This is a genomic window from Pseudosulfitobacter pseudonitzschiae, assembly GCF_900129395.1.
GTDB classification, from domain to species: Bacteria; Pseudomonadota; Alphaproteobacteria; order Rhodobacterales; family Rhodobacteraceae; genus Pseudosulfitobacter; species Pseudosulfitobacter pseudonitzschiae.
This window is the reverse complement of record NZ_FQVP01000002.1, coordinates 154,129-175,435: the sequence shown is the minus strand read 5'-3', so window position 1 is coordinate 175,435 and position 21,307 is coordinate 154,129. Positions and strand designations below refer to the sequence as shown.

The window sequence follows — 21,307 nt, the reverse complement described above, 5'->3', positions numbered from 1 at the left end:
AAGGCATGATGCGCGGCGGCCTGCGGCCTTGTCCCGCGCGAGGGACAGTCTGAGGGGCCTCAAACCGGACCTTCGCCGCCATCTGCGGATAGGTCCGGTTTTCCTTTCCGGGACAGCTTTTGACGCAAACGTCAATCTCGCCTGACCTATAACAGCAACTGTATCGCTTACTCCGCTGCCGTCGCCGACGGGTTGTTGGGGTGTGTCGTCCAGTTGGCATAAGCCGGATCAACCACCTTGCCCGTGCGCGGATCGGTGGTGCCTGGCTCCATCGGGACCATGCTGATGCAATCCTCGACCGGACAGACGTTGACGCACAGGTTGCAAGCCACGCATTCCTCGTCGATCACCGTGAATGTTCGGTCCTCGGACATGGCAATCGCCTGATGCGAGGTGTCCTCGCAAGCGGCAAAACAGCGGCCACAGGAAATACAGGCGTCCTGATCAATCCTGGCCTTGGCGACATAGTTCAGGTTCAGCTGGTTCCAGTCGGTCACATTCGGCACCGCCTTGCGCACCAGCTGGTCCACCGAGGTCATGTCCTTGCTGTCCATGTATTCGGACAGGCCCGAAATCATTTCCTGCACGATCTTGAACCCATAGGTCATCACGGCCGTGCAGACCTGCACGTTGCCGGCACCCAGCGCCAGGAACTCGGCCGCATCCCGCCAAGTGGTGACGCCGCCGATGCCGCTGATCGGCAGGTCGGCGGTGGCGGGGTTGCGGGCGATCTCGGCCACCATGTTCAGCGCGATGGGTTTCACCGCAGGTCCGCAATAGCCGCCATGCGTGCCTTTGCCATCGATCATCGGCTCGGGTGCGAAATTGTCCAGATCCACGGATGTGATCGAGTTGATCGTGTTGATCAGCGACACCGCGTCGGCCCCGCCCCGCTTGGCCGCTTCGGCGGGGTACAGCACGTTGGTGATGTTCGGCGTCAGCTTCACGATCACCGGCATCCGCGTGTACATCTTGCACCAGCGGGTGACCATTTCGATGTATTCCGGCACCTGCCCCACGGCGCTGCCCATGCCGCGTTCGGCCATGCCGTGCGGGCAGCCAAAGTTCAACTCGATCCCGTCCGCGCCGGTTTCCTCGACATGGGGAAGGATCGCCTTCCACGCCTCTTCCTCGCAAGGCACCATGATCGACGCGATCAGCGCCCGGTCGGGATAGTCGCGTTTGACCGCCTTCATCTCGCGCAGGTTCACCTCCAGCGGGCGGTCGGTGATCAGCTCGATGTTGTTCAGCCCCAGCAGTCGGCGGTCCGCGCCCCAGATCGCGCCGTAGCGCGGGCCGTTGACGTTGACGACAGGCGGACCTTCCATGCCCAATGTCTTCCACACCACACCACCCCAGCCCGCATCAAAGGCGCGGCGGACGTTGTATTCCTTGTCCGTTGGCGGGGCCGAAGCCAACCAGAAGGGGTTGGGGGATTTGATGCCGACGAATTCGCTTTGCAGATTTGCCATTGTAAGTTCTCCTCATAGGGGGCCGCAGCCCGCCGTCAGCCCATCAAAGCCGAATGAATGTCCATCGCCGCGTCGCGGCCTTCGGCAACAGCCGTCACCGTCAGATCGTCCCCGCCCGAGGCACAATCACCCCCGGCCCAGACGCCCTTGACGCTGGTGCGGCCCGCGCCAGTGACCGCGATCTTGCGCCCGTCCAGTTCCGGCAGCCCGTCGCCTTGCAGGGTCTGGCCGATGGCCTTGAACACCTGATCGGCGGGCAGACGCAGCATTTCCCCGGTGCCTTTCATCGCGCCATCGACATATTCAAACTCGATCTCGCGGACCGCGCCGTTGCCATGCACGGCCACGGGCACAGCATGGGTGACGATCCGCACGCCCTTGCTGGCGGCCAGGTCCTGTTCGAACGGGCTGGCGTTCATCCGGTCGCGGCCACGGCGATAGACCAGCGTGACGTTCAGCGCGCCCAGCAGCTTGGCCTGCACAGCGGCGTCAATCGCGGTCATGCCGCCCCCGATCACCACCACGTCGCGGCCAATCGGCAGCGTGGTCAGGTCGATGGACTGGCGCAGCTCGGAAATGAAATCGACGGCATCCGTGACGCCATCCTTGCCCTCACCGTCCGCGCCCAATGCGTTCACACCGCCCAAGCCGATGCCCAGAAACACCGCGTCAAATTCCGCCTTTAATGCGGCCAGCGTCAGCCCGTCGCCCAGCGCCTTGCCCGTTTCGATGCGGATGCCCCCGATTTTCAGCAACCAGTCGACTTCGTCCTGCGCAAAGCCGTTCGGGGTCTTGTAGGCGGCAATGCCAAATTCGTTCAGCCCGCCCGGCTTGGGCCGCGCGTCATAGACCACAACATCGTGGCCTAGCATCGCCAGACGGTGCGCACAGGACAGACCCGCAGGGCCAGCCCCCACGACCGCCACGGTCTTGCCCGTCGCCTCGGCGCGGGTGAAGGGGTGGATGCCCTGCTGTTGCAGATGATCGGTCGCATAGCGTTGCAGCTGGCCGATCAGAACCGGCTTGCCCTCGGCCACTTCGCGCACGCAGGACTGCTCGCACAGCTGTTCAGTCGGACAGACACGGGCGCACATGCCGCCCATGATGTTCTGCCCCAGAATCGTCTTGGCCGCGGCATCCGGCGTGCCCGTGGCGATCTGGCGGATGAACAGCGGAATGTCGATGTCCGTGGGACAGGCGGTGATGCACGGGGCGTCATGACAGAAATAGCAGCGATCCGCCGCGACCAGCGCCTCGTGACCGTCCAACGGCGGGTGCAGGTCCGAAAACTGCGCCGCATAAGCGCCCTGTTCCAGCCGTCCGGCCTTGATCCCCGGTGTAAACACATCATCAACCATCTTCACGCTCCCAAGACATTTTGCTGTCATCTTTGCAAAAACGCTCTCACGGAATAATTTTTTTATCAACTGGTAAAAAAAGATTCTGACTTTGGAGGGATGGACATTGCCATGGTGACGCACAAAAATAGGGCACCGCAGATCATCGGCGCCGATGCGCCCATAAAGCCCCGGAGTCGAAATTCGCTTGATTTCGGGACAGTTCGCGCGCATATTCACACTGCGACGTTACACCTATCGACCACACTGCTCCTCTTTCGGGCTCAGTCTCTCGATCTGTCTAGACTTTGCCGACCTGCCGCATTCCGTGGGCAGTTATTAAAAGGAGTACGACGATGGCTACTGGCACCGTCAAATGGTTCAACACAACAAAAGGCTACGGCTTTATCGCACCCGATGGCGGCAGCAAAGATGTGTTCGTGCACATTTCGGCTGTTGAGCGTTCGGGCCTGACCGGTCTGGCCGACAACCAAAAAGTCACTTTCGACATCGAAAATGGCCGCGACAACCGCGAAAGCGCGATCAACATCGCACTGGCATAAGCCTTTTTGTTGGTATGATAGATGAAACGGGCGCTTCGGCGTCCGTTTTTGTTTGTTCAGAGGACGATTCGTATCGGCCCGACTTTGGTACGTGGCGCATCTTTGAGTGAACGGGGCTGGTTTTCTGAAACTGGCCACGGGGCGGCACACCGCAATGCCAATCGAAACATCACGCACTTCTGAACTAAAGCGGACCTTGGGCACGGCTTGGGGCAATGCCTGCTGTGCGGGACGGAGCTGACGTTTGAAATGGAGTGAGAAGCCGCGCATCGTCGGGCCGTGGTTCGGCGATCCGACCTGCGTGACTGGCACTTTATGGCAGCCAAACACATCCCACCTGTCCGTCACGCACAACAGCAGCCAAATCGCCGTGCCTGGGGACGGCCCGGCGATGCGCGGCGGCCTGCGGCCTTTGTTCCGCGCTTGGGGAATGCGGAGAGGGCTCATTCCTGTCCTTCGGTGCAATCCTCTCAAAGGTCCGTTTTCCCATTCTGGGCCAATGAATTACGCAAATGCCCCTGAAATCCAACACCAGAGGGTTATCCTGCTGCCCAGTCAACCCGACGGCACTTGCCCGATCAGCTTCAGCACCTGAGGCCCCAGCCCTTCCACGACCTTCAGAACGCCATCCGCATTCGGGTGAATCCCGTCCGCCTGCATCAACCCACGCACCGCCGCCGGATCGGTGTCCGCGCCGCCCATGCCTTCGAAAAAGCTGGGGGCGTACAGCGTGCCGTATTGCTCGGCCAGATCCGGGTACATCGCATCAAAGGCCGCCTTGTACTCGGGTCCGTAGTTACCCGGTGCCTGCATCCCCACCAACAGCACTTTGACATCTGCGTCGGCTGCCGCCTGCAATATCCCGTCCAGATTGGCGCGGCTGTTCGCCGGATCAATGCCGCGCAACAGGTCGTTGCCGCCCAGCGTGACAATCATCGCGTCCACATCCGGCGTCAGCGTCCACGCCGCCCGCGACAGGCCGCCAGCCGTGGTATCGCCGGACACACCTGCGTTCAGAACCTGCACATCGGCCCCCTGTTCGCGCAACCAGCTTTCCAGTTGCGGCACGAATCCGTCCTCTTGCGGCAGCCCGTACCCTTGGGTCAGGCTGTCACCCAAGGCCGCGATCACCACCGGATCGGCCAGCGCAGGCCCCGATAAAACCGTAAGAATTCCAACGATTGCCTTGCGCATCGTGATCCAGCCTCCATATCCAAGCGTACCCCCTATAAAGGCACGCATGCATGTCCAATCCAGTCCTGACCCTTGAAAATGCAACACTGGCGCTGGATGGCAATGCCGGACGCATCGAAATTCTGCACGGTATCAGCATTCAAATCGACGCAGGCGAGACAGTCGGGCTGGTTGGCCCGTCGGGGTCCGGCAAGTCGTCGCTGTTGATGCTGATGGGTGGGCTGGAACGGGCCACCGGCGGGTCGGTGATGGCCCTGGGCAACGATCTGACGCAGATGGACGAAGACGCCCTTGCCCGCTTTCGCCGCGACAACATGGGCGTGGTGTTCCAGTCCTTCCACCTGATCCCTACGATGACCGCGCTGGAAAATGTGGCCACGCCGCTGGAACTGGCCGGTGTCAAAGACGCCTTTGCCCGGGCCGAGGCGGAACTGGCCACGGTGGGCCTGGCCCATCGCAGCGGGCATTACCCCTCGCAGATGTCGGGTGGCGAACAACAGCGGGTGGCCCTGGCGCGCGCGTCGGTCACTCGGCCCCGTATCCTGCTGGCGGACGAGCCTACGGGCAATCTGGACCTGGCCAACGGCGACGCGATCATGGACATGCTGTTTGACCTGCGCGACCGGCACGGGGCGACGCTGGTGCTGGTGACCCATTCGAACGCGCTGGCCGAACGCTGTGACCGCGTAGTGCGGCTGGTGGATGGCCGCATCGCCGCGCGGGCTGCTGCATGAGCCTGCGCATTGCTGCCCGCCTGGCCCGCCGCGAGCTGCGTGGAGGCCTGCACGGATTCCGCATTTTCCTGGCCTGCCTTGCCCTTGGGGTCGCTGCCATCGCTGCCGTCGGCTCGGTTCGGTCGGCCATCGAGGCGGGGCTGGCCCGTGAGGGGGCTGCGCTGTTGGGTGGGCAGGCCGAGATGGATTTCACATATCGGTTCGCCACGGATGAAGAACGCGCGTGGATGGCGCAAATTGCGCAGAACGTCTCGCAGGTGGTCGACTTTCGGTCGATGGCGGTGGTGGACCGCGACGGCGAGACCGAGCGCGGGCTGACACAGGTCAAGGGCGTCGATGATGCCTATCCGCTGATCGGCAGCGTCGGGCTGTCCCCCGAGATCCCGCTGGCGCAGGCGCTGGGGGATCAGGACGGCCTGCCCGGCGCGATCATGGAGAAGGTGCTGGCCGACCGGCTGGGGCTGACCACGGGCGACACGCTGCGGCTGGGCACGCAGGATTTCCGTCTGAGCGCGCTTCTGACCCGCGAACCAGACAGTGCCGGAGCAGGCTTTGGTCTGGGGCCGCGCACGATTGTGCGCACGCAAGCGCTGGACAACTCGGGGCTGTTGGAAACCGGGACGCTGTTCAACACCAAATACCGCCTGACCCTGCCACCCACGGCGGAGCTTGAGGCACTGGAACAGGCGGCCGAGGCGAAATTCGGCGACGCAGGCATGCGCTGGCGCGATTCGCGCAACGGCGCACCGGGGGTGGCGCGATTTGTCGAACGGCTGGGCGCGTTCCTTGTGCTGGTCGGCCTGTCCGGTCTGGCCGTGGGTGGGGTTGGGGTGTCGGCTGCGGTGCGGGCCTATCTGGCCGAGAAAACCAGCGTGATCGCCACACTGCGCACGCTGGGGGCGGAACGGTCAACGATCTTTCAGACCTATTTCCTCCAGATCGGTGCGCTTTCGCTGCTGGGTATTTTCATCGGCCTTGTGCTGGGCGCGGTGGCGCCGCTGTTGCTGGCGCCGCTGATCGAGGCGCGTTTGCCGATCCCGGCCAGCATCGCCGTCTATCCCCGCCCGCTGGTCGAGTCAGGCATCTACGGGCTGCTGACAGCGTTCATCTTTACGCTCTGGCCGCTGGCCCGCGCCGAGGACGTGCGCGCCGCGACCCTGTTTCGCGACGCACTTGGCGGCACGGCCCTGCTGCCGAAAGCCCGCTATGTCGTGGCGGTGGGCGTGGGGCTGGCGTTGCTGGTGGGGCTGGCGGGGCTGTTTTCGGGCACGTGGCAGCTGACGCTGTGGATGGCGGGTGGCATCACCGGTGCGCTGGTGTTGCTGGCGCTGTCGGCCTGGGTAATCCGCTGGACCTCGCGGCGCGGTGCGCGCATGGCGCAAGGGCACCCTGCCCTGCGGTGGGCGCTGGCGGCGATCTCTGGTCCGCGCGAAGGGGCGACCTCGACCGTATTGTCATTGGGTCTAGGCCTGTCGGTGCTCGCCGCCGTGGGCCAGATCGACGGCAACCTGCGCAATACCATCGCGGGCAATCTGCCCGAAGTTGCCCCGTCCTATTTCTTTGTCGACATCCAGAAGGACCAGATGGAAGGGTTCAACGCGCGTCTGGCGAATGATCCCGCCGTGCGCCGCGTCGACAGCGCACCGATGCTGCGTGGCGTCATCACCCGCATCAACGACCGCCCTGCCAGCGAGGTCGCTGGCGACCACTGGGTCACGCGCGGCGACCGCGGCGTGACCTATGCCACCGAGCTGCCCACGCGCACCGAGATCACCCAGGGGGAATGGTGGCCACCCGACTATGCAGGCCCGCCCCTGATCAGCTTTGCCGCCGAAGAGGGCGCGGAAATGGGCCTGAAGCTGGGGGACACCATGACCATCAACGTGCTGGGCCGCGAGATCACCGGCACCATCGCCTCCTTCCGCGAGGTCGATTTTTCCAATGCGGGCATCGGTTTTGTCATGACGATGAACCCCGCCGCGCTGTCGGGCGCGCCGCACAGCTATATCTCGACCGTCTACGCCGAACCCGAAGCCGAAGCGGCAATCCTGCGCGATCTGGGCAACGCCTTTCCCAACATCACCGCGATCCGCGTGCGCGATGCCATCGACCGCGTGGCCGAGGTGCTGGCAGGCATTGCCGCTGCCAGCTCATACGGGGCGGCGGCGACGCTTTTGACCGGTTTTCTGGTGCTGATCGGGGCCGCCTCGGCGGGCACCCAGTCGCGGACCTATGAGGCGGCGGTGCTGAAAACGCTGGGCGCATCGCGCAAGCGCATCCTGATCAGCTTTGCCCTGCGCGCCGCCCTGCTGGGCCTTGCGGCCGGGCTGGTGGCATTGGGGGCCGGTATCGCGGGCGGCTGGGCCGTGTCGCGCTTTGTCATGGAGACGGGGTATCAGGTGATCTGGCCCTCGGCGCTGGCGATCATTGCGGGCGGCATCGTGGCGACGCTGGTGGCGGGGCTGGCCTTTGCCTGGGGGCCGCTTGCCGCGCGACCCGCCCATGTGCTGCGGGCGCGGGAGTAAACGAATTATTAACTTTTCGCGGTGAGGATCGGGCACGGTACAGGCGGGGACGTCGAGGGCCGTGCCAGAAGAAACGACTTACCGTTTCTGGCGGGGGGCGTTGGCGTCGACACCCCCCGTCTTTTTTGCTGTCTTTTTAGCGCCCCAATATCCTGGGGAGGCCCGAACGGGAGGGGCAAAGCCCCTATTCAGCCGCTTCTGCGTAGCTCTCCATCGGCGGGCAGGTGCAGATCAGGTTGCGATCACCATGCACGTTGTCGACGCGGTTCACCGGGGGCCAGTATTTGTCGACGCGGAACGCACCCGGCGGAAAGCATCCCTGTTCGCGGGAATAGGGACGGTCCCAGTCGCGCACCAGATCTTCCATCGTATGCGGTGCGTTCTTCAGCGGGTTGTTGGCCTCATCAATCCGCCCCTGCGCGATGTCATCAATCTCGGCCCGGATCGCCAGCATCGCGTCGCAGAAACGGTCCAGCTCGGCCTTGGTCTCGCTTTCCGTCGGCTCGACCATCAGCGTGCCCGCCACCGGCCAGCTCATCGTGGGCGCGTGGAAACCGCAGTCGATCAGGCGTTTGGCGATATCTTCCACCGTCACCCCCGCAGCGTCGTCAAAGGGACGCACGTCCAGGATGCATTCATGCGCCACCCGGCCCGACGGCCCCTTGTACAGCACGTCAAACGCCCCTTCGAGCCGTTTGGCGATGTAGTTGGCGTTCAGGATCGCAACCCGCGTCGCCTGGGTCAGACCGTCACCGCCCATCATCAGGCAATAGGCCCAGCTGATCGGCAACAGCGACGGCGAGCCGAAGGGGGCGGCGCTGACCGGCCCCTCGGCCCCACCTGTCGAGGGGTGACCCGGCAGATGCGGGATCAGGTGGCTTTTGACGCCGATGGGACCCATGCCGGGGCCGCCGCCGCCGTGCGGGATGCAAAACGTCTTGTGCAGGTTCAGGTGGCTGACGTCACCGCCCAGATCACCGGGACGCGACAGGCCGACCATCGCGTTCATATTGGCCCCGTCGATATAGACCTGACCGCCATGCTTGTGCGTGATGGCTGTGACTTCGGTCACCGTTTCCTCGAACACGCCGTGGGTCGAGGGATAGGTGATCATGCAGCCGGCAAGGTTGTCGGCGTGCTGTTCGGCCTTGGCCTTGAAATCGTCCAGATCGATGTCGCCGTTGGCGGCAGATTTGATCGGCACGACCTTCCAGCCGACCATCTGGGCGCTGGCGGGGTTGGTGCCGTGGGCGCTCATCGGGATCAGGCAGATGTTGCGATGCCCCTGACCGTTCTCGCGGTGATAGGCGGCAATCGTCAGCAGACCCGCATATTCCCCCTGCGCGCCCGAGTTGGGCTGCATCGAGATCGCGTCATAGCCGGTGATCTGGCACAGCTTGGCGCTGAGGTCAGCGATCATCTCGGCGTAACCCGCGGCCTGATCGGCGGGCACAAAAGGGTGCAGCAGCGAAAACTCTTCCCACGTCACCGGCATCATCTCGGCGGCCGAGTTCAGCTTCATCGTGCAGGACCCCAGCGGGATCATCGCGCGGTCCAGCGCCAGATCACGGTCTGCCAGACGGCGCATATAGCGCATCATCTCGGTTTCGGCCCGGTTCATGTGAAAGATCGGGTGCGTCAGGTAATCGGATGTCCGCACCAGATCGTCGGGGACGCGGTATTCGGGCGCAAAGTCGCTGTCGCTGGCGTCCAGACCAAAGGCGCGCCAGACCGCTTCGATGTCTGCGGGACGGGTGCGTTCGTCCAGGCTGATGCCCACGCGGGTTTCGCCGACGCGGCGCAGGTTGATGCCCTCGTCGACTGCCGATTTCAGAACCGCCGATTGCAGCGGGCCAACATCAACCGTCACCGTGTCGAAATAGACCTTGGGATCGACGGCAAAGCCAGCCGCTTCCAATCCGCGCGCCATGCGCACGGTCTTGCGGTGGATGCGTTGGGCGATGGCCTTTAGCCCCTGCGGCCCGTGGAACACGGCATACATCGACGCCATCACCGCCAGCAGCGCCTGCGCGGTGCAGACGTTCGACGTGGCCTTTTCACGGCGGATGTGCTGTTCGCGGGTTTGCAGCGACAGCCGGTAGGCGCGGTTTCCGTGGCTGTCGATGCTGACGCCCACGATCCGGCCCGGCATGGCGCGTTTCATTTCGTCCCGGCAGGCCATGTAGGCGGCGTGCGGGCCGCCATAGCCCACGGGCACGCCAAAGCGTTGGGTGCTGCCCACGGCGATGTCCGCGCCCATGGCACCGGGTTCTTTCAGGATGGTCAGCGACAGGGGATCGGCGCTGACGATGCCGATGGCCTTGGACCCGTGCAGCGCGTCCATCTGCGCGGTGAAGTCGCGCACATGGCCGTAGGTGCCGGGGTACTGGAAGATCGCGCCAAAGACGGCCTCGGGGTCCAGATCCTCGGGCTTGCCCACGATCACCTCGATGCCCAGCGGGGCCGCCCGCGTTTTCATCACGGCGATGTTCTGCGGGTGGCAGTCGCGGTCGATGAAGAACCCGCGCGCTTTGGACTTGGACACGCGCTGTGCCATTGTCATCGCCTCGGCGCAGGCGGTGGATTCGTCCAGCAGTGACGCGTTCGCAACCTCCAGCCCCGTCAGATCGCTGATCATGGTCTGGAAATTCAGCAGCGCCTCGAGCCGCCCTTGGGAAATCTCGGGCTGGTAGGGCGTGTAGGCCGTGTACCAGGCGGGGTTTTCCAGGATGTTGCGCTGGATCGCGGGGGGCGTCACCGTGCCATAGTAGCCCTGCCCGATCAGGCTGGTCAGCACGCGGTTCTTGCCCGCCACCTCGGCCATGTGGTGCAGCAGCTCGCGTTCCGATTTCGCCTTGCCGAAATCCAGCGGTTCCTTTTGCCGGATCGCCTTGGGCAGCGTGTCGTCGATCAACGCGTCCAGATCGCGCGCGCCCACCACTTCGAGCATATCGGCCATCTCTTCCGGTGATGGGCCGATGTGGCGGCGGTTGGCGAAATCATAAGGCAAATACTCGGTCGGCGTGAACGACATGCGAACGTCCCCTGCGTTGGTGTTTTGGTCATGAAGCCGCCCTGTGCGGGCGGCTGGACTGATCTTAGGCGATGAATTTCTGATAGGTGGCCTCGTCCATCAGCTCTTCGAGCTGCGAGGGATCACTGACGGTCATCTTGAAGAACCAGGCTTCGCCCTGCGGGTCGTCGTTGACCTTGCCGGGGTTGTCGACCAGCGTCTCGTTCACTTCGGTGATCTCGCCGTCGACGGGGGCCAGGATGTCCGAGGCCGCCTTGACGGATTCGATCACGACGATCTCGTCGTCCTTGCTGACGGTGGTGCCAACCTCGGGCAGTTCAACGAACACCACATCGCCCAGTTGTTCGGCGGCGTGGATGGTGATGCCCACGACCATTTCGCCGTCTTCCTCGCGCAGCCACTCGTGTTCTTCTGTGAATTTCATTGGGGTCGTCTCCTGAAGGGTTATCTTTTGAAGTTGGCAGGCACAAAGGGCATCGCGGCCACTTGCACCGGCATTCGTTTGCCGCGCACCTCGCCCCACAGGGGGGTGCCGGTTTCGGCGTGTTCGACATTGACATAGCCCATTGCCACAGGTCCACCAACCGTGGGGCCAAAGCCGCCGCTGGTCACATGGCCCACGGGGTCGGTCGCGGTTTCGCTGTCATAAATGGCAACGCCTTCGCGCATCGGGGCGCGCCCTTCGGGCAGCAGACCGACACGTTTGCGGGCGGGAGTTTCCAGCGCCTTGTCCGCGCCGGGAAAGCCGCCTGCGCGGTCGCCGCCGGGGCGGCGTACCTTTTGGACAGCCCACATCAGCGCACCTTCGGCGGGCGTGGTGGTGGTGTCGATGTCATGGCCATACAGGCACAGCCCCGCCTCGAGCCGCAGCGAATCGCGCGCGCCGAGGCCAATGGGGGCGACGCCGTCCTGTGCCAACAGGGTGCGCACCAGTGCCTCGGCCTGGGTGGCGGGCACCGAGATTTCGTAGCCGTCTTCGCCGGTGTAACCCGAGCGCGAGGCCCAGACATCAACACCGTCCAGCGTCAGGTCGGCCACATCCATGAACCGCATGTCGGCTGCACGCGCGTCCAGCGCCGCGACCGCCGCCTCAGCCCCCGGTCCCTGTACCGCCACCAGCGCGCGGTCGGCCAGTTCGGTGACTGTCACCGCAGGCGCCAAGGCGACCTTCATCCGTGCGATGTCCGCGCCCTTGCAGGCGGCATTCACCACCACCAGCAAATCGTCGCCGCGGCGGGCAAACATCAGATCGTCCTCGATCCCGCCTGCGTCATTGGTGAAAAACCCATACCGCTGCCGCCCGTCGCCCAAGCCCAGCACATCCTGTGGCACCAATGTCTCAAACGCCTGTGCCACCGCGTCCCAGGAGGCACCGGACAGGATCACCTGCCCCATGTGGCTGACGTCGAACAGACCGGCCGCATCGCGTGTGTGATTGTGTTCGCCCATCACGCCCATGGGATATTGCACCGGCATGGCGTAGCCCGCGAACGGCACCATCTTGGCGCCCAGTTCCACGTGCAGATCATAAAGCGGCGTGCGCAGATCATCGGACATCGGTCTCTCCTTCGACCGGGTCCGTTTTTCGAAAAACAGGCCGGCATCATGTGGCGCGCCCCAATGGCTGCGCCTGCGATGCCCCCTCTGTCCTGTCGCCTGAGATCGTTATCCCTTCGGCGGGTGCACGCGGCACCACTCTCCAGAGTCCTCAATATCGCCACGGTCCTGTTGCCTGAGAGTTTCCGGGGCGGTTGCTCCTTCGGCACCGGCACGTCAGGCCGGTTCTCCCATGTCGATGTCGGATAAGTAGCCAAGAGCGTCGGATACAGTCAATACCCCTTACCGGTATCTTGACACTGCGGACGCGGCGAATGACACAAGCGCCCATGAAAGCACCATACTTCTTTGGCTACGGCAGCCTCGTCAACCGCGCCACGCACGCCTATCCGCAGGCGCAAACCGCAACCCTTTCCGGTTGGAGGCGCGCCTGGGTGCGCGCGCGTGAACGCGACGATCTGGTGTTCCTGACGGCCGTACCCGATCCGACGGCGCGAATCTCCGGCCTGATCGCAGCGGTGCCAAACGCCGACTGGGCGGCACTGGACGCGCGCGAAACCGGCTATCGCCGCCGAGAGGCCACAGATGCGGTGACCCATGGGGCACCCGATGCCGAATCCATCGCCGTCTATGCCATCGACCCCACCGATATGCTCAACGAAGGGCAGCACCACATTCTGCAAAGCTATCTGGATGTGGTGGTTCAGGGTTTTCTCAACGAGTTCGGGGAAGACGGCGTGGCCGAATTCTTTGCCACCACCTCGGGCTGGGACACCCCGATTCTGGATGACCGTGCCAAGCCGCTCTATCCTCGCGCACAAGTGTTGAGCACAGCCGAAATGGCCCTGGTCGATCACCACGTCGCCCGCGTCAAAGCGGATCTGTAATAGAAAAAGGGCCGCGCAAGTGCGCAGCCCTTGTATTTCATCTTGCGGAAAAAACTCCCCCCGGAGGGTCGGCTCGCCCCAAACGCCTTACTTGCGGGCTTTGACAACCTGCAACAGCGGCATAACGGCGGACATATCCGGCCCGTGGCTTTGCCCTGTCAGCGCCTTGCGCAGCGGCATGAACAGCCCGCGCCCCTTTCGGCCCGTGGCGTCCTTGACCGCGGCGGTCCACGTGCTCCAGGTGTTTTCGTCAAACGGACCCTCGGGCAGCAATGTCATCGCTTGCGCCACGAAATCGGCATCTTCGGCGTCAATCTCGGGCTCTGCGCCGTCGCGGAACATCACCCACCACGCGTCCAGATCGTTCAGCGTGTTGATGTTTTCGCGGGTCACGGCCCAGAACGCCGGAGCCAGGTCAGCAGGCACGCCCAGTGCCTCAATGTCCGCCCGCACGTCTTCCAACGCCAGCGTCTGCAAATACCGGCCGGTCAGCGGGTACAGGTCCGCCTCGTCGAACTTGGTCGGGGCCGAGCCGAAGCGGTTGATGTCAAACCCGTCGATCAGCGCGCCCATGTCGGTGCGCAATTCGACCGGATCGGACGACCCCAGACGCGCCATCAGCGACAACAGCGCCATTGGCTGCACGCCCGCCGCACGCAGGTCGCGCAGCGACAGGGTGCCCAGACGTTTCGACAGCGCCTCGCCCTGTGGGCCGGTCAGCAGCGAATGGTGGGCAAAGGCAGGCGGCGTGCCGCCCAGCGCCTTGATGATCTGGATTTGCGTTGCGGTATTGGTCACGTGGTCCGACCCGCGCACCACGTTGGTCACGCCCATTTCAACGTCATCCACAACCGAGGCCAGCGTATACAGCATTTGCCCGTCGCCCCGGATCAGCACCGGGTCGGACACGCTGGCCGCATCAATCGAGATGTCGCCCAGAATGCCATCGGTCCATTCGATCCGCTCTTGGTCAAGTTTGAACCGCCACACGCCATTGCCGCGCTCGGCGCGCAGGGCGTCGCGTTCGGCATCGCTTAGCGCCAGTGCGGCGCGGTCGTAGACAGGCGGTTTGCCCATGTTCAGCTGTTTCTTGCGCTTCAGATCCAGTTCGGTCGGCGTCTCGAACGCCTCGTAGAAGCGACCCGCCGCGCGCAGCTTGTCGGCGGCCTCTTCGTAGCGGTCCAGACGCTCGGACTGACGCTCGACGCGGTCCCAGTGCAGGCCCAGCCATTCAAGGTCGTGTTTGATGGCGTCGACGTATTCCTGTTTCGACCGCTCGGGGTCGGTGTCGTCGATCCGCAGGATGAACGTGCCGCCTGCCTTGCGTGCGATCATGAAATTCATCAACGCCGTGCGCAGGTTGCCGACGTGGATATAGCCAGTGGGCGACGGGGCAAAACGGGTGGTGATCTGATTGGACATGGGCGCTCTCCTGTTGCCGCCGAAGTGTCACAGGGCGCGGGATTTGTCCAGATCAGCCTGAAAACAGGTGCCAAGACGCAAAAGGCCCGGACACGCGGTCCGGGCCTCTGTCTGTGGTAGGTCAGCCTTTAGCGGATGACTTGCACAATCGCGTTGGTCTGCGTGTCGACCACGACGGCCTGACCGTTGATGGTTGCATAGCGCAGGCCATCTTGCGGCACTTCGTATGTGGTCACGTTCTGGGGCACGACCGCGCCCACAGCAACTTCGCCGTCCAGATAAACGGTTTCGACGGGGTTGGTGGTCACATAAGTGATGGTTTCGGTGGTCGGCTCAACCGCAGCGGAACCCGCTGCACCGCCGAGAATACCACCGGCAACGATCCCGCCGATCGGGCCACCCACGGCATAGGCTGCCAATGCACCGATTGTCGCACCGGCAGCGGCGCCAGCGTTCTGGTCAGCCTGCGTTTTGGCGGTGTTCTCATATGTCACGCTGTTGACTTCAACCGTCGCGGGACGTGTGCTGAGGGCAACCGCCTGATCCTGAACGCCCACGGCCAAATAGTCGGCCGAGGACCAGCCGGTCTTGCCATCAAACACGACCTTGCACCACGATGCTTCGGCCAGGCAGCCATCAACGGCGGTGGATTGACCGGCGGGGATCACACCCAGAATTTCATACTGCGGGCCGGGGCCGCTGCGGATGTTCAGATCTGTGGCGGCAATCGCCTCTGCACTTTGTGCAAATGCGGGGGCGGCTGCTGTCAGGGCGATGATAGACGCCATTCCAAGTTTGGTAATGCTCATGTTCGTTCCTCCGCAGCGGTTGGGCTCCGTTGTGGATGCCACCTGTGACCCGCTGCTCGACTGGAGGTACAACGGCGCACACCGGCGTCTGTTCCGGGTCAGCATCAGGGCAGGCAAGGTATTTCGCACCTTTTGCGCAGAAATTCGCCAAGGCCCTGTATCCTTAGGCAAAAACAGACCTATGCCAAAATTCTCGGGAACCCGTTCAGCTTTTGTCGCGCCAGCGGTTCACGATGGGATAGCGTCGGTCCAGCCAGAAGGCATGTTTGGTCAGGCGTGCCCCCGGCGCAGACTGAAACCGTTTGTATTCGCTCAGGAACAGCAACCGCTCGACCTTTTGCGCGGTTTCGCGTGCAAAGCCTGCGGCGACGCAATCGGCGATGCTGCCGTCCTGATCCACCAGAATGTCCAGGATCGCGTCCAGCTCGGGATAGTCGGGCAGGCTGTCGCTGTCTTTTTGGTCGTCGCGCAGTTCGGCGCTGGGGGGCTTGGTGATGATCCGCTGCGGGATCACCGTGCCCGCATTGCCCATCATCCAATCGCGGTGGTTGGCGTTGCGCCATTCGCAGGTCGTGAAAACGCGAGTCTTGTACATATCTTTGATCGGATTGTACCCACCCGCCATGTCGCCATAGATCGTGGCATAGCCCACCGCGACCTCGGATTTGTTGCCGGTGGTCAGCAGCATTTCCCCGAACTTGTTGCTCATCGCCATCAACAACAACCCGCGAAGGCGCGACTGGATGTTTTCCTCGGTCAGGCCCGGCTCCTTCCCTTCGAACAGCGGGGCCAGCGTGTTGGTGATCGCAGCACGGCCTTCGGCGATGGGGACGTAATCATAGTGGCAACCCAGCGCCTTGGCACAGGCCTCGGCATCCTCGAGGCTTTCGGGGCTGGTGTATTCCGAGGGCAGCATCACGCAGCGCACGTTCTCGGGGCCGATGGCGTCGGCCGCGATGGTCGCCACCAGCGCGCTGTCCACGCCGCCTGACATGCCCAGCAGTGCCTTCTTGAAACCAGTCTTGGCCATGTAATCGCGCAGCGCCACGACCATCACGTGATAGTCCTGCTCCCATTCGTCCGGCTGTGGGGCGATCTCGGCCTCGACCACGCGCCAGCCATCGGGGCCGCGTTCCAGATCGACATGGGTGATCGCCTCGGTCATCACCGGCATCCGCATCGCCAGCTTGCCGCCGGGGTTCAGCGCAAAGGACGCGCCGTCGAAGACCTGATCGTCCTGACCGCCCACCATGTTGAGGTAGATCAGCGGCAGGCCGGTTTCGACCACGCGGGCGACCATCTGGTTCAGCCGTGTTTCCATCTTGTCGCGGTAATAGGGCGATCCGTTCGGCACCAGCAGGAACTCGGCTCCGGTTTCTTGCAGCGTTTCGGCCACGTCCTCGTGCCATGCATCCTCGCAGATCGGGCTGCCCACGCGGGCGTTGCCGACGCTGTAGGGGCCGCCCAAGGGGCCTGCATCAAACACGCGCACCTCGTCAAAGACGGTCTCATTCGGCAGATGATGCTTCAGCACCCGGCTGACGATGCGCCCGCCGCGACAGATCAGGTAGGCGTTGAACAGCTCGGTCCCTTCGACCCAGGGGCAGCCGATGGCCAGGGTCGGACCGTCGGCACAGTCCACCGCCAGCGCCTTGACCGCCTCGATGGCAGCGGTGTGAAACGCGGGCTTCATCATCAGGTCCTGCGCGTTGTAGCCGGTGATGAACAGCTCGGGCAGTGCGACCATATCGGCCTTTGCATCGCGGCCGGCCTCCCACGCGGCGCGGGCCTTGGCGGCGTTGCCGTCGATGTCACCGACAGTGGGGTTCAGTTGCCCCAGGGTGATACGAAAAGTGTCGGCCATGTCTGCACTCCGAAAATTGCTTGATTGCCCCTATACGGTCTGGCCGCGCGGCGTGAAAGACCCCAGCCGCCAAAACGCGGCGACCACGCGCTTGTGTTGCCTTATCGGGCGGCAAAGCCATTGCGACCCCCTCGCGGTTTCTTTACCCTTTGGTAACGATCCACGGGGCCCTCCCCTTCATCGCCAAAGGTGCCAAATGTCCACACGCAGCCTGATCTTTTGCCTCGCCCTGCTTCCTGCCATCGCCCAAGCGCAGGACGGTCAGGTCCTGACCAAGCAATATGACGACGGCGGCATCTATGAAGGGACGTTCAAGAACGGCCTGCAAAACGGCACCGGCACCTATCGGCTGCCCAATGGCTATGAATATTCCGGCACCTGGGTCGACGGCGAGATCAAGGGCGAAGGCGTGGCGCGGTTTCCCAACGGGTCTGTCTACGAGGGCAACTTTGAAAAGGGCAAGCCGGACGGATTTGGCAAGATCACCTTTGCCGATGGCGGCACCTATGAAGGCGAATGGGAAACGGGCGCGATCATGGGTCAGGGCGTGGCACTTTATGCCAACGGGGTGCGCTATGAGGGCACGTTCCGCAATGCCAAGCACCACGGCAAGGGCGTCATGCAAAGCCCGGGCGGCTATGAATACAAGGGCGACTGGGTGGACGGTGTCAAACAGGGTGTGGGCACGATCACCTATCCCGACGGCGCGGTCTACGACGGCGAGATCGCCAACGGCGAGCGCGACGGCACCGGCACGCTGACCATGCCCGACGGCCTTGTCTACGAGGGCAAATGGGTGAACGGGCAGATCGACGGCACCGGCAAGCTGACGCAGCCCAATGGCGATATCTACGAGGGCGACCTTGTCGCCGGGCGGCGCGAGGGCAAGGGCCGCGTGACCTATGCCAACGGCGATGTCTACGAGGGCGATTTCAAGGATGACCGCCGCGACGGCACCGGCACGTTCATCGGTAATGATGGCTATACCTATATCGGCGACTGGGTCGAGGGTCAGATCGAGGGCAAAGGCCGCGTGACCTATCCCGACGGGTCCGTCTACGAGGGGGATTTCCGTGATGATCTGGCCGATGGCACCGGCAAGATCACCTATGCCGACGGCGCGACCTATGAGGGTCAGTGGACCGCGGGCGTGATCGAAGGACAGGGCAAGGCAACCTATCCCAACGGGGTCGTCTACGAAGGCAGCTTCAAGAACGCCAAGAACGACGGTCAGGGTGTGATGACCTATGCCGACGGTTACAAATACGAAGGCGGCTGGCAGGATGGTCAGCGGCAGGGGGCGGGCAAGGCAACCTATCCCGATGGCACGGTCTATGAAGGCAACTTTGAAGACGGCCAGCGCCACGGCATCGGCAAGATCGTGATGGCGGACGGTTTCATCTACGAAGGGGAATGGGTGCGCGGCGAGATCAGCGGAGTAGGCACCGCGACCTATGTCAACGGCGATGTCTACGAGGGCACGTTCCGCGCGGGCAAACGTCAGGGCAACGGCACCATGCGCTATGCCACCGGGGAAGAGGCCACCGGCGATTGGGACAACGGCGCGCTGAAAGAGGAAGCGGCAGCAGAGGGTGCGGCCGCACCCCAGCAGGAACCCGCAGCGGAGCAGACACCGGGACAGGGCGGCTAAACCACCTCGCCCGCGTCCAGCCGCTTGAGGAACCGTTTTGCGTCCGAAAGCACAGCCTTGCGGCGGTCCTCGTCCATCCGGTCCCATGTGCGGTACATATTGCCCATGCGCGGGTTGTTTTCGAACCGCTCGCGGTGGCGCGTCAGGAAATCCCAATACAACAAGTTGAACGGACAGGCCCCCTCGCCCGTCTTTTTCGTTACCTTGTAACTGCACTGCTTGCAGTGGTCGGACATGCGGTTGATGTAGGCGCCCGAGGACACATAGGGTTTGGACGCGATCACGCCGCCATCGGCAAACTGGCTCATGCCGACGGTGTTGGGCGCCTCGACCCATTCGAACGCATCGGCATAGACCGCCAGATACCACTCATGCACCTGCGCCGGATCGACGCCCGCCAGCAGGGCAAAGTTGCCCGTCACCATCAGCCGCTGGATGTGGTGGGCATAGGCGCGTGCCTTGGTCTGGGCGACCGCCTGGCGCAGGCATCGCATCTTGGTCTCGGCGCCCCAGTAGAGGTCGGGCAAATCCCGGCTGTGGCCCAGCACGTTGCGGTCGGTATAGTCGCGCCCTTCCAGAAAATAGATGCCACGCACATATTCACGCCAGCCGATGATCTGGCGGATGAACCCTTCGGCGGCATTGATTGGCACGTCGCCTGCGTCATAGGCGTCCTGCACCGCCTGACAGACCTCGCGCGGGGACAGCAGGCCGATGTTGATATAGGGCGACAGAACCGCGTGATAGAGGTAGGGTTCCCCGTCCAGCATCGCATCCTGATAGTCGCCAAAGCACGGCAGGGCGTGTTCAACGAAATGCGCCAGCGCCTGCAGCGCGCCCGCGCGGTCGGTGGCAAAATCGAACGGCTCAAGGTCACCGAAATGATCGCCAAACTCTGACGCCACAAGGTCCAGCACGGCGCGGGTCGTCTGGTCCGGCTCGAAGGTCATCGGCCCTGGGGTCTTGATGTCGTCGGGGGCGGGCTTGCGATTGTCATGGTCGAAATTCCACTGCCCGCCCGCAGGATCGTCGCCGTCCATCAAGAACCCCGTCTTGCGCCGCATCTCGCGATAGAAATACTCCATCCGCAGTGCCTTGCGGCCCTCGGCCCATCCCTGGAACATGGCGTGGCTGGCGACAAAGCGGTCGTCGTCGCAAATCTGGACCTTCAGAGGCGCATAGCGCAGCTTGTCGATCAGCCGCCATTCCCCCGGCTCGGTGGCGATCACCTCGGATGCGCCCCGTTCCTCGGCGCGACGCAGCAGCTCGCCCACGATGCTGCCCGCGTTGTCGGGATCGTCCAGCGTGGTGTAGTCGACCGTCCAGCCCGCATCGCGCAGCCGTTTGGCGAACTTGCGCATCGCGGCCAGCACCACTGCGATCTTCTTGGGGTGGTGGCGGACATAGGTGCCCTCGTCGCGCACCTCGGCCATCACGACTACATCGCTTGCCTTGTCGGCCTTGGCCAGCGCCGCGATGTCCTCGCTCAATTGGTCGCCCAGGATCAGGACCAGACGGCTCACCACGGCACCTCTTTGCCCGCCCAGTCAAAGAAGCGTCCCGTGTGGTCTGCGGTCAGCCCGTCCATCACCGCCAGCAGATTGCCCGCCGCCGCGTCTGGCGAAACCGACGGATGCCGCCCCAGGTATTTTTCGGTAAACGGCGTCGCCACCGTGCCGGGATGCAATGCGACCACGGCCGCCCCCTTGTGCGTGCGCGCCAGTTCAATCGCCGCCGTGTGGACGATCTGGTTCACCGCTGCCTTGGCGCTGCGGTAGCTGATCCAGCCGCCGATGCGGTTGTCCCCGATTGAACCCACCCGCGCGGACAGCACGGCAAAGATGCCGTCAGGTTTCAGCAATTGATGGGCATGGGCCAGCACCAGCGCGGGCCCGATGGCGTTGACCGCGAACTGGTCTGCCATCGCCTGAGCCGTCACCGCACGAATCGTCTTTTCCGGTGCGGCCCCGGCGATTTCCAGGGCCCCCGTTGCCACGATCACCCGGTCGAACGGCCCCAGCCCCGCCAGCGCCGCATCGACCGAGGCCGGATCGGTCACGTCGAACCCGTCACCCGACCGCGACAGCCCCGTCACCACGTCGCCCCGCGCCGCGTGCGCTGCGCACAGCGCCGCGCCGATCCCGCCCGAGGCGCCCAATATCAAGACTTCTGCCATGCAAGCGGACCTAGCGCCCGGTGCACGCCCGTCCATCTGCTGATTGCAGAAAATGTCCCCGCCAGAGGCGCAGCGCCCCACA

16 protein-coding genes and 1 riboswitch are annotated in these 21,307 nt (G+C 63.8%); of the genes, 5 read left to right on the top strand and 11 right to left on the bottom strand.

Annotated elements, in window-relative coordinates; translation table 11 throughout:
• Positions 1-167 precede the first annotated feature (167 nt).
• Both preA and BUC08_RS05225 read right to left on the bottom strand, forming a co-directional pair.
• Positions 168-1,472 (bottom strand): NAD-dependent dihydropyrimidine dehydrogenase subunit PreA, encoded by a 1,305-nt coding sequence (preA, locus tag BUC08_RS05230; protein ID WP_037926658.1) that lies wholly within the window; start codon positions 1,470-1,472, stop codon positions 168-170.
• A gap of 35 nt (positions 1,473-1,507) precedes the next feature.
• The gene (locus BUC08_RS05225; protein ID WP_037926661.1) at positions 1,508-2,830 is read right to left on the bottom strand and encodes an NAD(P)-dependent oxidoreductase; all 1,323 of its coding nucleotides are present in this window, start codon (positions 2,828-2,830) and stop codon (positions 1,508-1,510) included.
• Positions 2,831-3,165: 335 nt separating this feature from the next.
• Here BUC08_RS05225 and BUC08_RS05220 point away from each other — a divergent pair, with 335 nt between their 5' ends.
• Positions 3,166-3,372 (top strand): cold-shock protein, encoded by a 207-nt coding sequence (locus BUC08_RS05220; protein ID WP_028955124.1) that lies wholly within the window; start codon positions 3,166-3,168, stop codon positions 3,370-3,372.
• Positions 3,373-3,927: 555 nt separating this feature from the next.
• On the opposite strand, the gene BUC08_RS05215 is transcribed toward BUC08_RS05220, so the two are convergent.
• On the bottom strand, positions 3,928-4,614 hold the full coding sequence (locus tag BUC08_RS05215) for an arylesterase (protein ID WP_081855392.1): 687 nt from the start codon (positions 4,612-4,614) through the stop codon (positions 3,928-3,930).
• 2 nt (positions 4,615-4,616) lie between these two features.
• Between BUC08_RS05215 and BUC08_RS05210 the strand changes: the two genes are divergently transcribed.
• Both BUC08_RS05210 and BUC08_RS05205 read left to right on the top strand, forming a co-directional pair.
• On the top strand, positions 4,617-5,300 hold the full coding sequence (locus BUC08_RS05210; RefSeq protein ID WP_037926665.1) for an ABC transporter ATP-binding protein: 684 nt from the start codon (positions 4,617-4,619) through the stop codon (positions 5,298-5,300).
• Positions 5,297-7,825, top strand: a complete 2,529-nt coding sequence (locus BUC08_RS05205; protein WP_037926668.1) for an ABC transporter permease — start codon at positions 5,297-5,299, stop codon at positions 7,823-7,825. The genes BUC08_RS05210 and BUC08_RS05205 overlap by 4 nt, the downstream gene beginning before the upstream one ends.
• Positions 7,826-8,009: 184 nt before the next feature.
• On the opposite strand, the gene gcvP is transcribed toward BUC08_RS05205, so the two are convergent.
• From gcvP to gcvT, 3 genes are all read right to left on the bottom strand, one after another.
• On the bottom strand, positions 8,010-10,859 hold the full coding sequence (gcvP, locus tag BUC08_RS05200; protein ID WP_037926670.1) for an aminomethyl-transferring glycine dehydrogenase: 2,850 nt from the start codon (positions 10,857-10,859) through the stop codon (positions 8,010-8,012).
• Positions 10,860-10,923: 64 nt separating this feature from the next.
• A complete protein-coding gene (gene gcvH, locus BUC08_RS05195; RefSeq protein WP_037926673.1) occupies positions 10,924-11,283 on the bottom strand; it encodes a glycine cleavage system protein GcvH in 360 nt (119 codons plus the stop codon).
• A gap of 20 nt (positions 11,284-11,303) precedes the next feature.
• Entirely contained in the window at positions 11,304-12,416 is a 1,113-nt protein-coding gene (gene gcvT, locus BUC08_RS05190; RefSeq protein WP_037926676.1) for a glycine cleavage system aminomethyltransferase GcvT, read from the bottom strand.
• Positions 12,417-12,569: 153 nt separating this feature from the next.
• Positions 12,570-12,659: riboswitch (glycine riboswitch) on the bottom strand.
• An 86-nt stretch (positions 12,660-12,745) separates the two neighbouring features.
• Between gcvT and BUC08_RS05185 the strand changes: the two genes are divergently transcribed.
• Positions 12,746-13,303 carry a gamma-glutamylcyclotransferase family protein gene (locus tag BUC08_RS05185; RefSeq protein WP_037926679.1) on the top strand — a complete coding sequence of 186 codons (558 nt, stop codon included), beginning with the start codon at positions 12,746-12,748 and terminating at the stop codon, positions 13,301-13,303.
• An 87-nt stretch (positions 13,304-13,390) separates the two neighbouring features.
• Here BUC08_RS05185 and gltX read toward each other — a convergent pair whose 3' ends face one another.
• From gltX to BUC08_RS05170, 3 genes are all read right to left on the bottom strand, one after another.
• Positions 13,391-14,725: a glutamate--tRNA ligase gene (gene gltX, locus BUC08_RS05180; protein ID WP_037926682.1), complete on the bottom strand. Its 1,335-nt coding sequence runs from the start codon at positions 14,723-14,725 to the stop codon at positions 13,391-13,393.
• A gap of 128 nt (positions 14,726-14,853) precedes the next feature.
• Complete coding sequence (locus BUC08_RS05175; RefSeq protein ID WP_037926686.1) at positions 14,854-15,534, bottom strand: SH3 domain-containing protein; 681 nt, start codon at positions 15,532-15,534, stop codon at positions 14,854-14,856.
• A 205-nt stretch (positions 15,535-15,739) separates the two neighbouring features.
• Complete coding sequence (locus BUC08_RS05170) at positions 15,740-17,398, bottom strand: NAD+ synthase (protein ID WP_037926689.1); 1,659 nt, start codon at positions 17,396-17,398, stop codon at positions 15,740-15,742.
• A gap of 196 nt (positions 17,399-17,594) precedes the next feature.
• Here BUC08_RS05170 and BUC08_RS05165 point away from each other — a divergent pair, with 196 nt between their 5' ends.
• Entirely contained in the window at positions 17,595-19,049 is a 1,455-nt protein-coding gene (locus tag BUC08_RS05165; protein WP_051694379.1) for an MORN repeat-containing protein, read from the top strand.
• Here the strand turns inward: BUC08_RS05165 and BUC08_RS05160 are convergent.
• Both BUC08_RS05160 and BUC08_RS05155 read right to left on the bottom strand, forming a co-directional pair.
• Positions 19,046-20,572, bottom strand: coding sequence for a cryptochrome/photolyase family protein (locus BUC08_RS05160; RefSeq protein WP_174861740.1), 1,527 nt, complete (start codon positions 20,570-20,572; stop codon positions 19,046-19,048). The two genes, BUC08_RS05165 and BUC08_RS05160, sit on opposite strands and share 4 nt — an antisense overlap.
• Entirely contained in the window at positions 20,569-21,225 is a 657-nt protein-coding gene (locus BUC08_RS05155) for an SDR family NAD(P)-dependent oxidoreductase (RefSeq protein WP_037926696.1), read from the bottom strand. Before BUC08_RS05155 ends, BUC08_RS05160 begins: the two co-directional genes overlap by 4 nt.
• Between the last annotated feature and the right edge of the window lie 82 nt (positions 21,226-21,307).

Coding starts and splice junctions, on each gene's coding strand:
- gcvH (WP_037926673.1), bottom strand. CDS start 11,283: ATGAAATTCACAGAAGAACACGAGTGGCTGCGCGAGGAAGACGGCGAA.
- BUC08_RS05225 (WP_037926661.1), bottom strand. CDS start 2,830: ATGGTTGATGATGTGTTTACACCGGGGATCAAGGCCGGACGGCTGGAA.
- BUC08_RS05215 (WP_081855392.1), bottom strand. CDS start 4,614: ATGCGTGCCTTTATAGGGGGTACGCTTGGATATGGAGGCTGGATCACG.
- BUC08_RS05210 (WP_037926665.1), top strand. CDS start 4,617: ATGTCCAATCCAGTCCTGACCCTTGAAAATGCAACACTGGCGCTGGAT.
- BUC08_RS05205 (WP_037926668.1), top strand. CDS start 5,297: ATGAGCCTGCGCATTGCTGCCCGCCTGGCCCGCCGCGAGCTGCGTGGA.
- gltX (WP_037926682.1), bottom strand. CDS start 14,725: ATGTCCAATCAGATCACCACCCGTTTTGCCCCGTCGCCCACTGGCTAT.
- BUC08_RS05185 (WP_037926679.1), top strand. CDS start 12,746: ATGAAAGCACCATACTTCTTTGGCTACGGCAGCCTCGTCAACCGCGCC.
- BUC08_RS05220 (WP_028955124.1), top strand. CDS start 3,166: ATGGCTACTGGCACCGTCAAATGGTTCAACACAACAAAAGGCTACGGC.
- preA (WP_037926658.1), bottom strand. CDS start 1,472: ATGGCAAATCTGCAAAGCGAATTCGTCGGCATCAAATCCCCCAACCCC.
- gcvP (WP_037926670.1), bottom strand. CDS start 10,859: ATGTCGTTCACGCCGACCGAGTATTTGCCTTATGATTTCGCCAACCGC.
- BUC08_RS05175 (WP_037926686.1), bottom strand. CDS start 15,534: ATGAGCATTACCAAACTTGGAATGGCGTCTATCATCGCCCTGACAGCA.
- BUC08_RS05170 (WP_037926689.1), bottom strand. CDS start 17,398: ATGGCCGACACTTTTCGTATCACCCTGGGGCAACTGAACCCCACTGTC.
- BUC08_RS05165 (WP_051694379.1), top strand. CDS start 17,595: ATGTCCACACGCAGCCTGATCTTTTGCCTCGCCCTGCTTCCTGCCATC.
- BUC08_RS05155 (WP_037926696.1), bottom strand. CDS start 21,225: ATGGCAGAAGTCTTGATATTGGGCGCCTCGGGCGGGATCGGCGCGGCG.
- gcvT (WP_037926676.1), bottom strand. CDS start 12,416: ATGTCCGATGATCTGCGCACGCCGCTTTATGATCTGCACGTGGAACTG.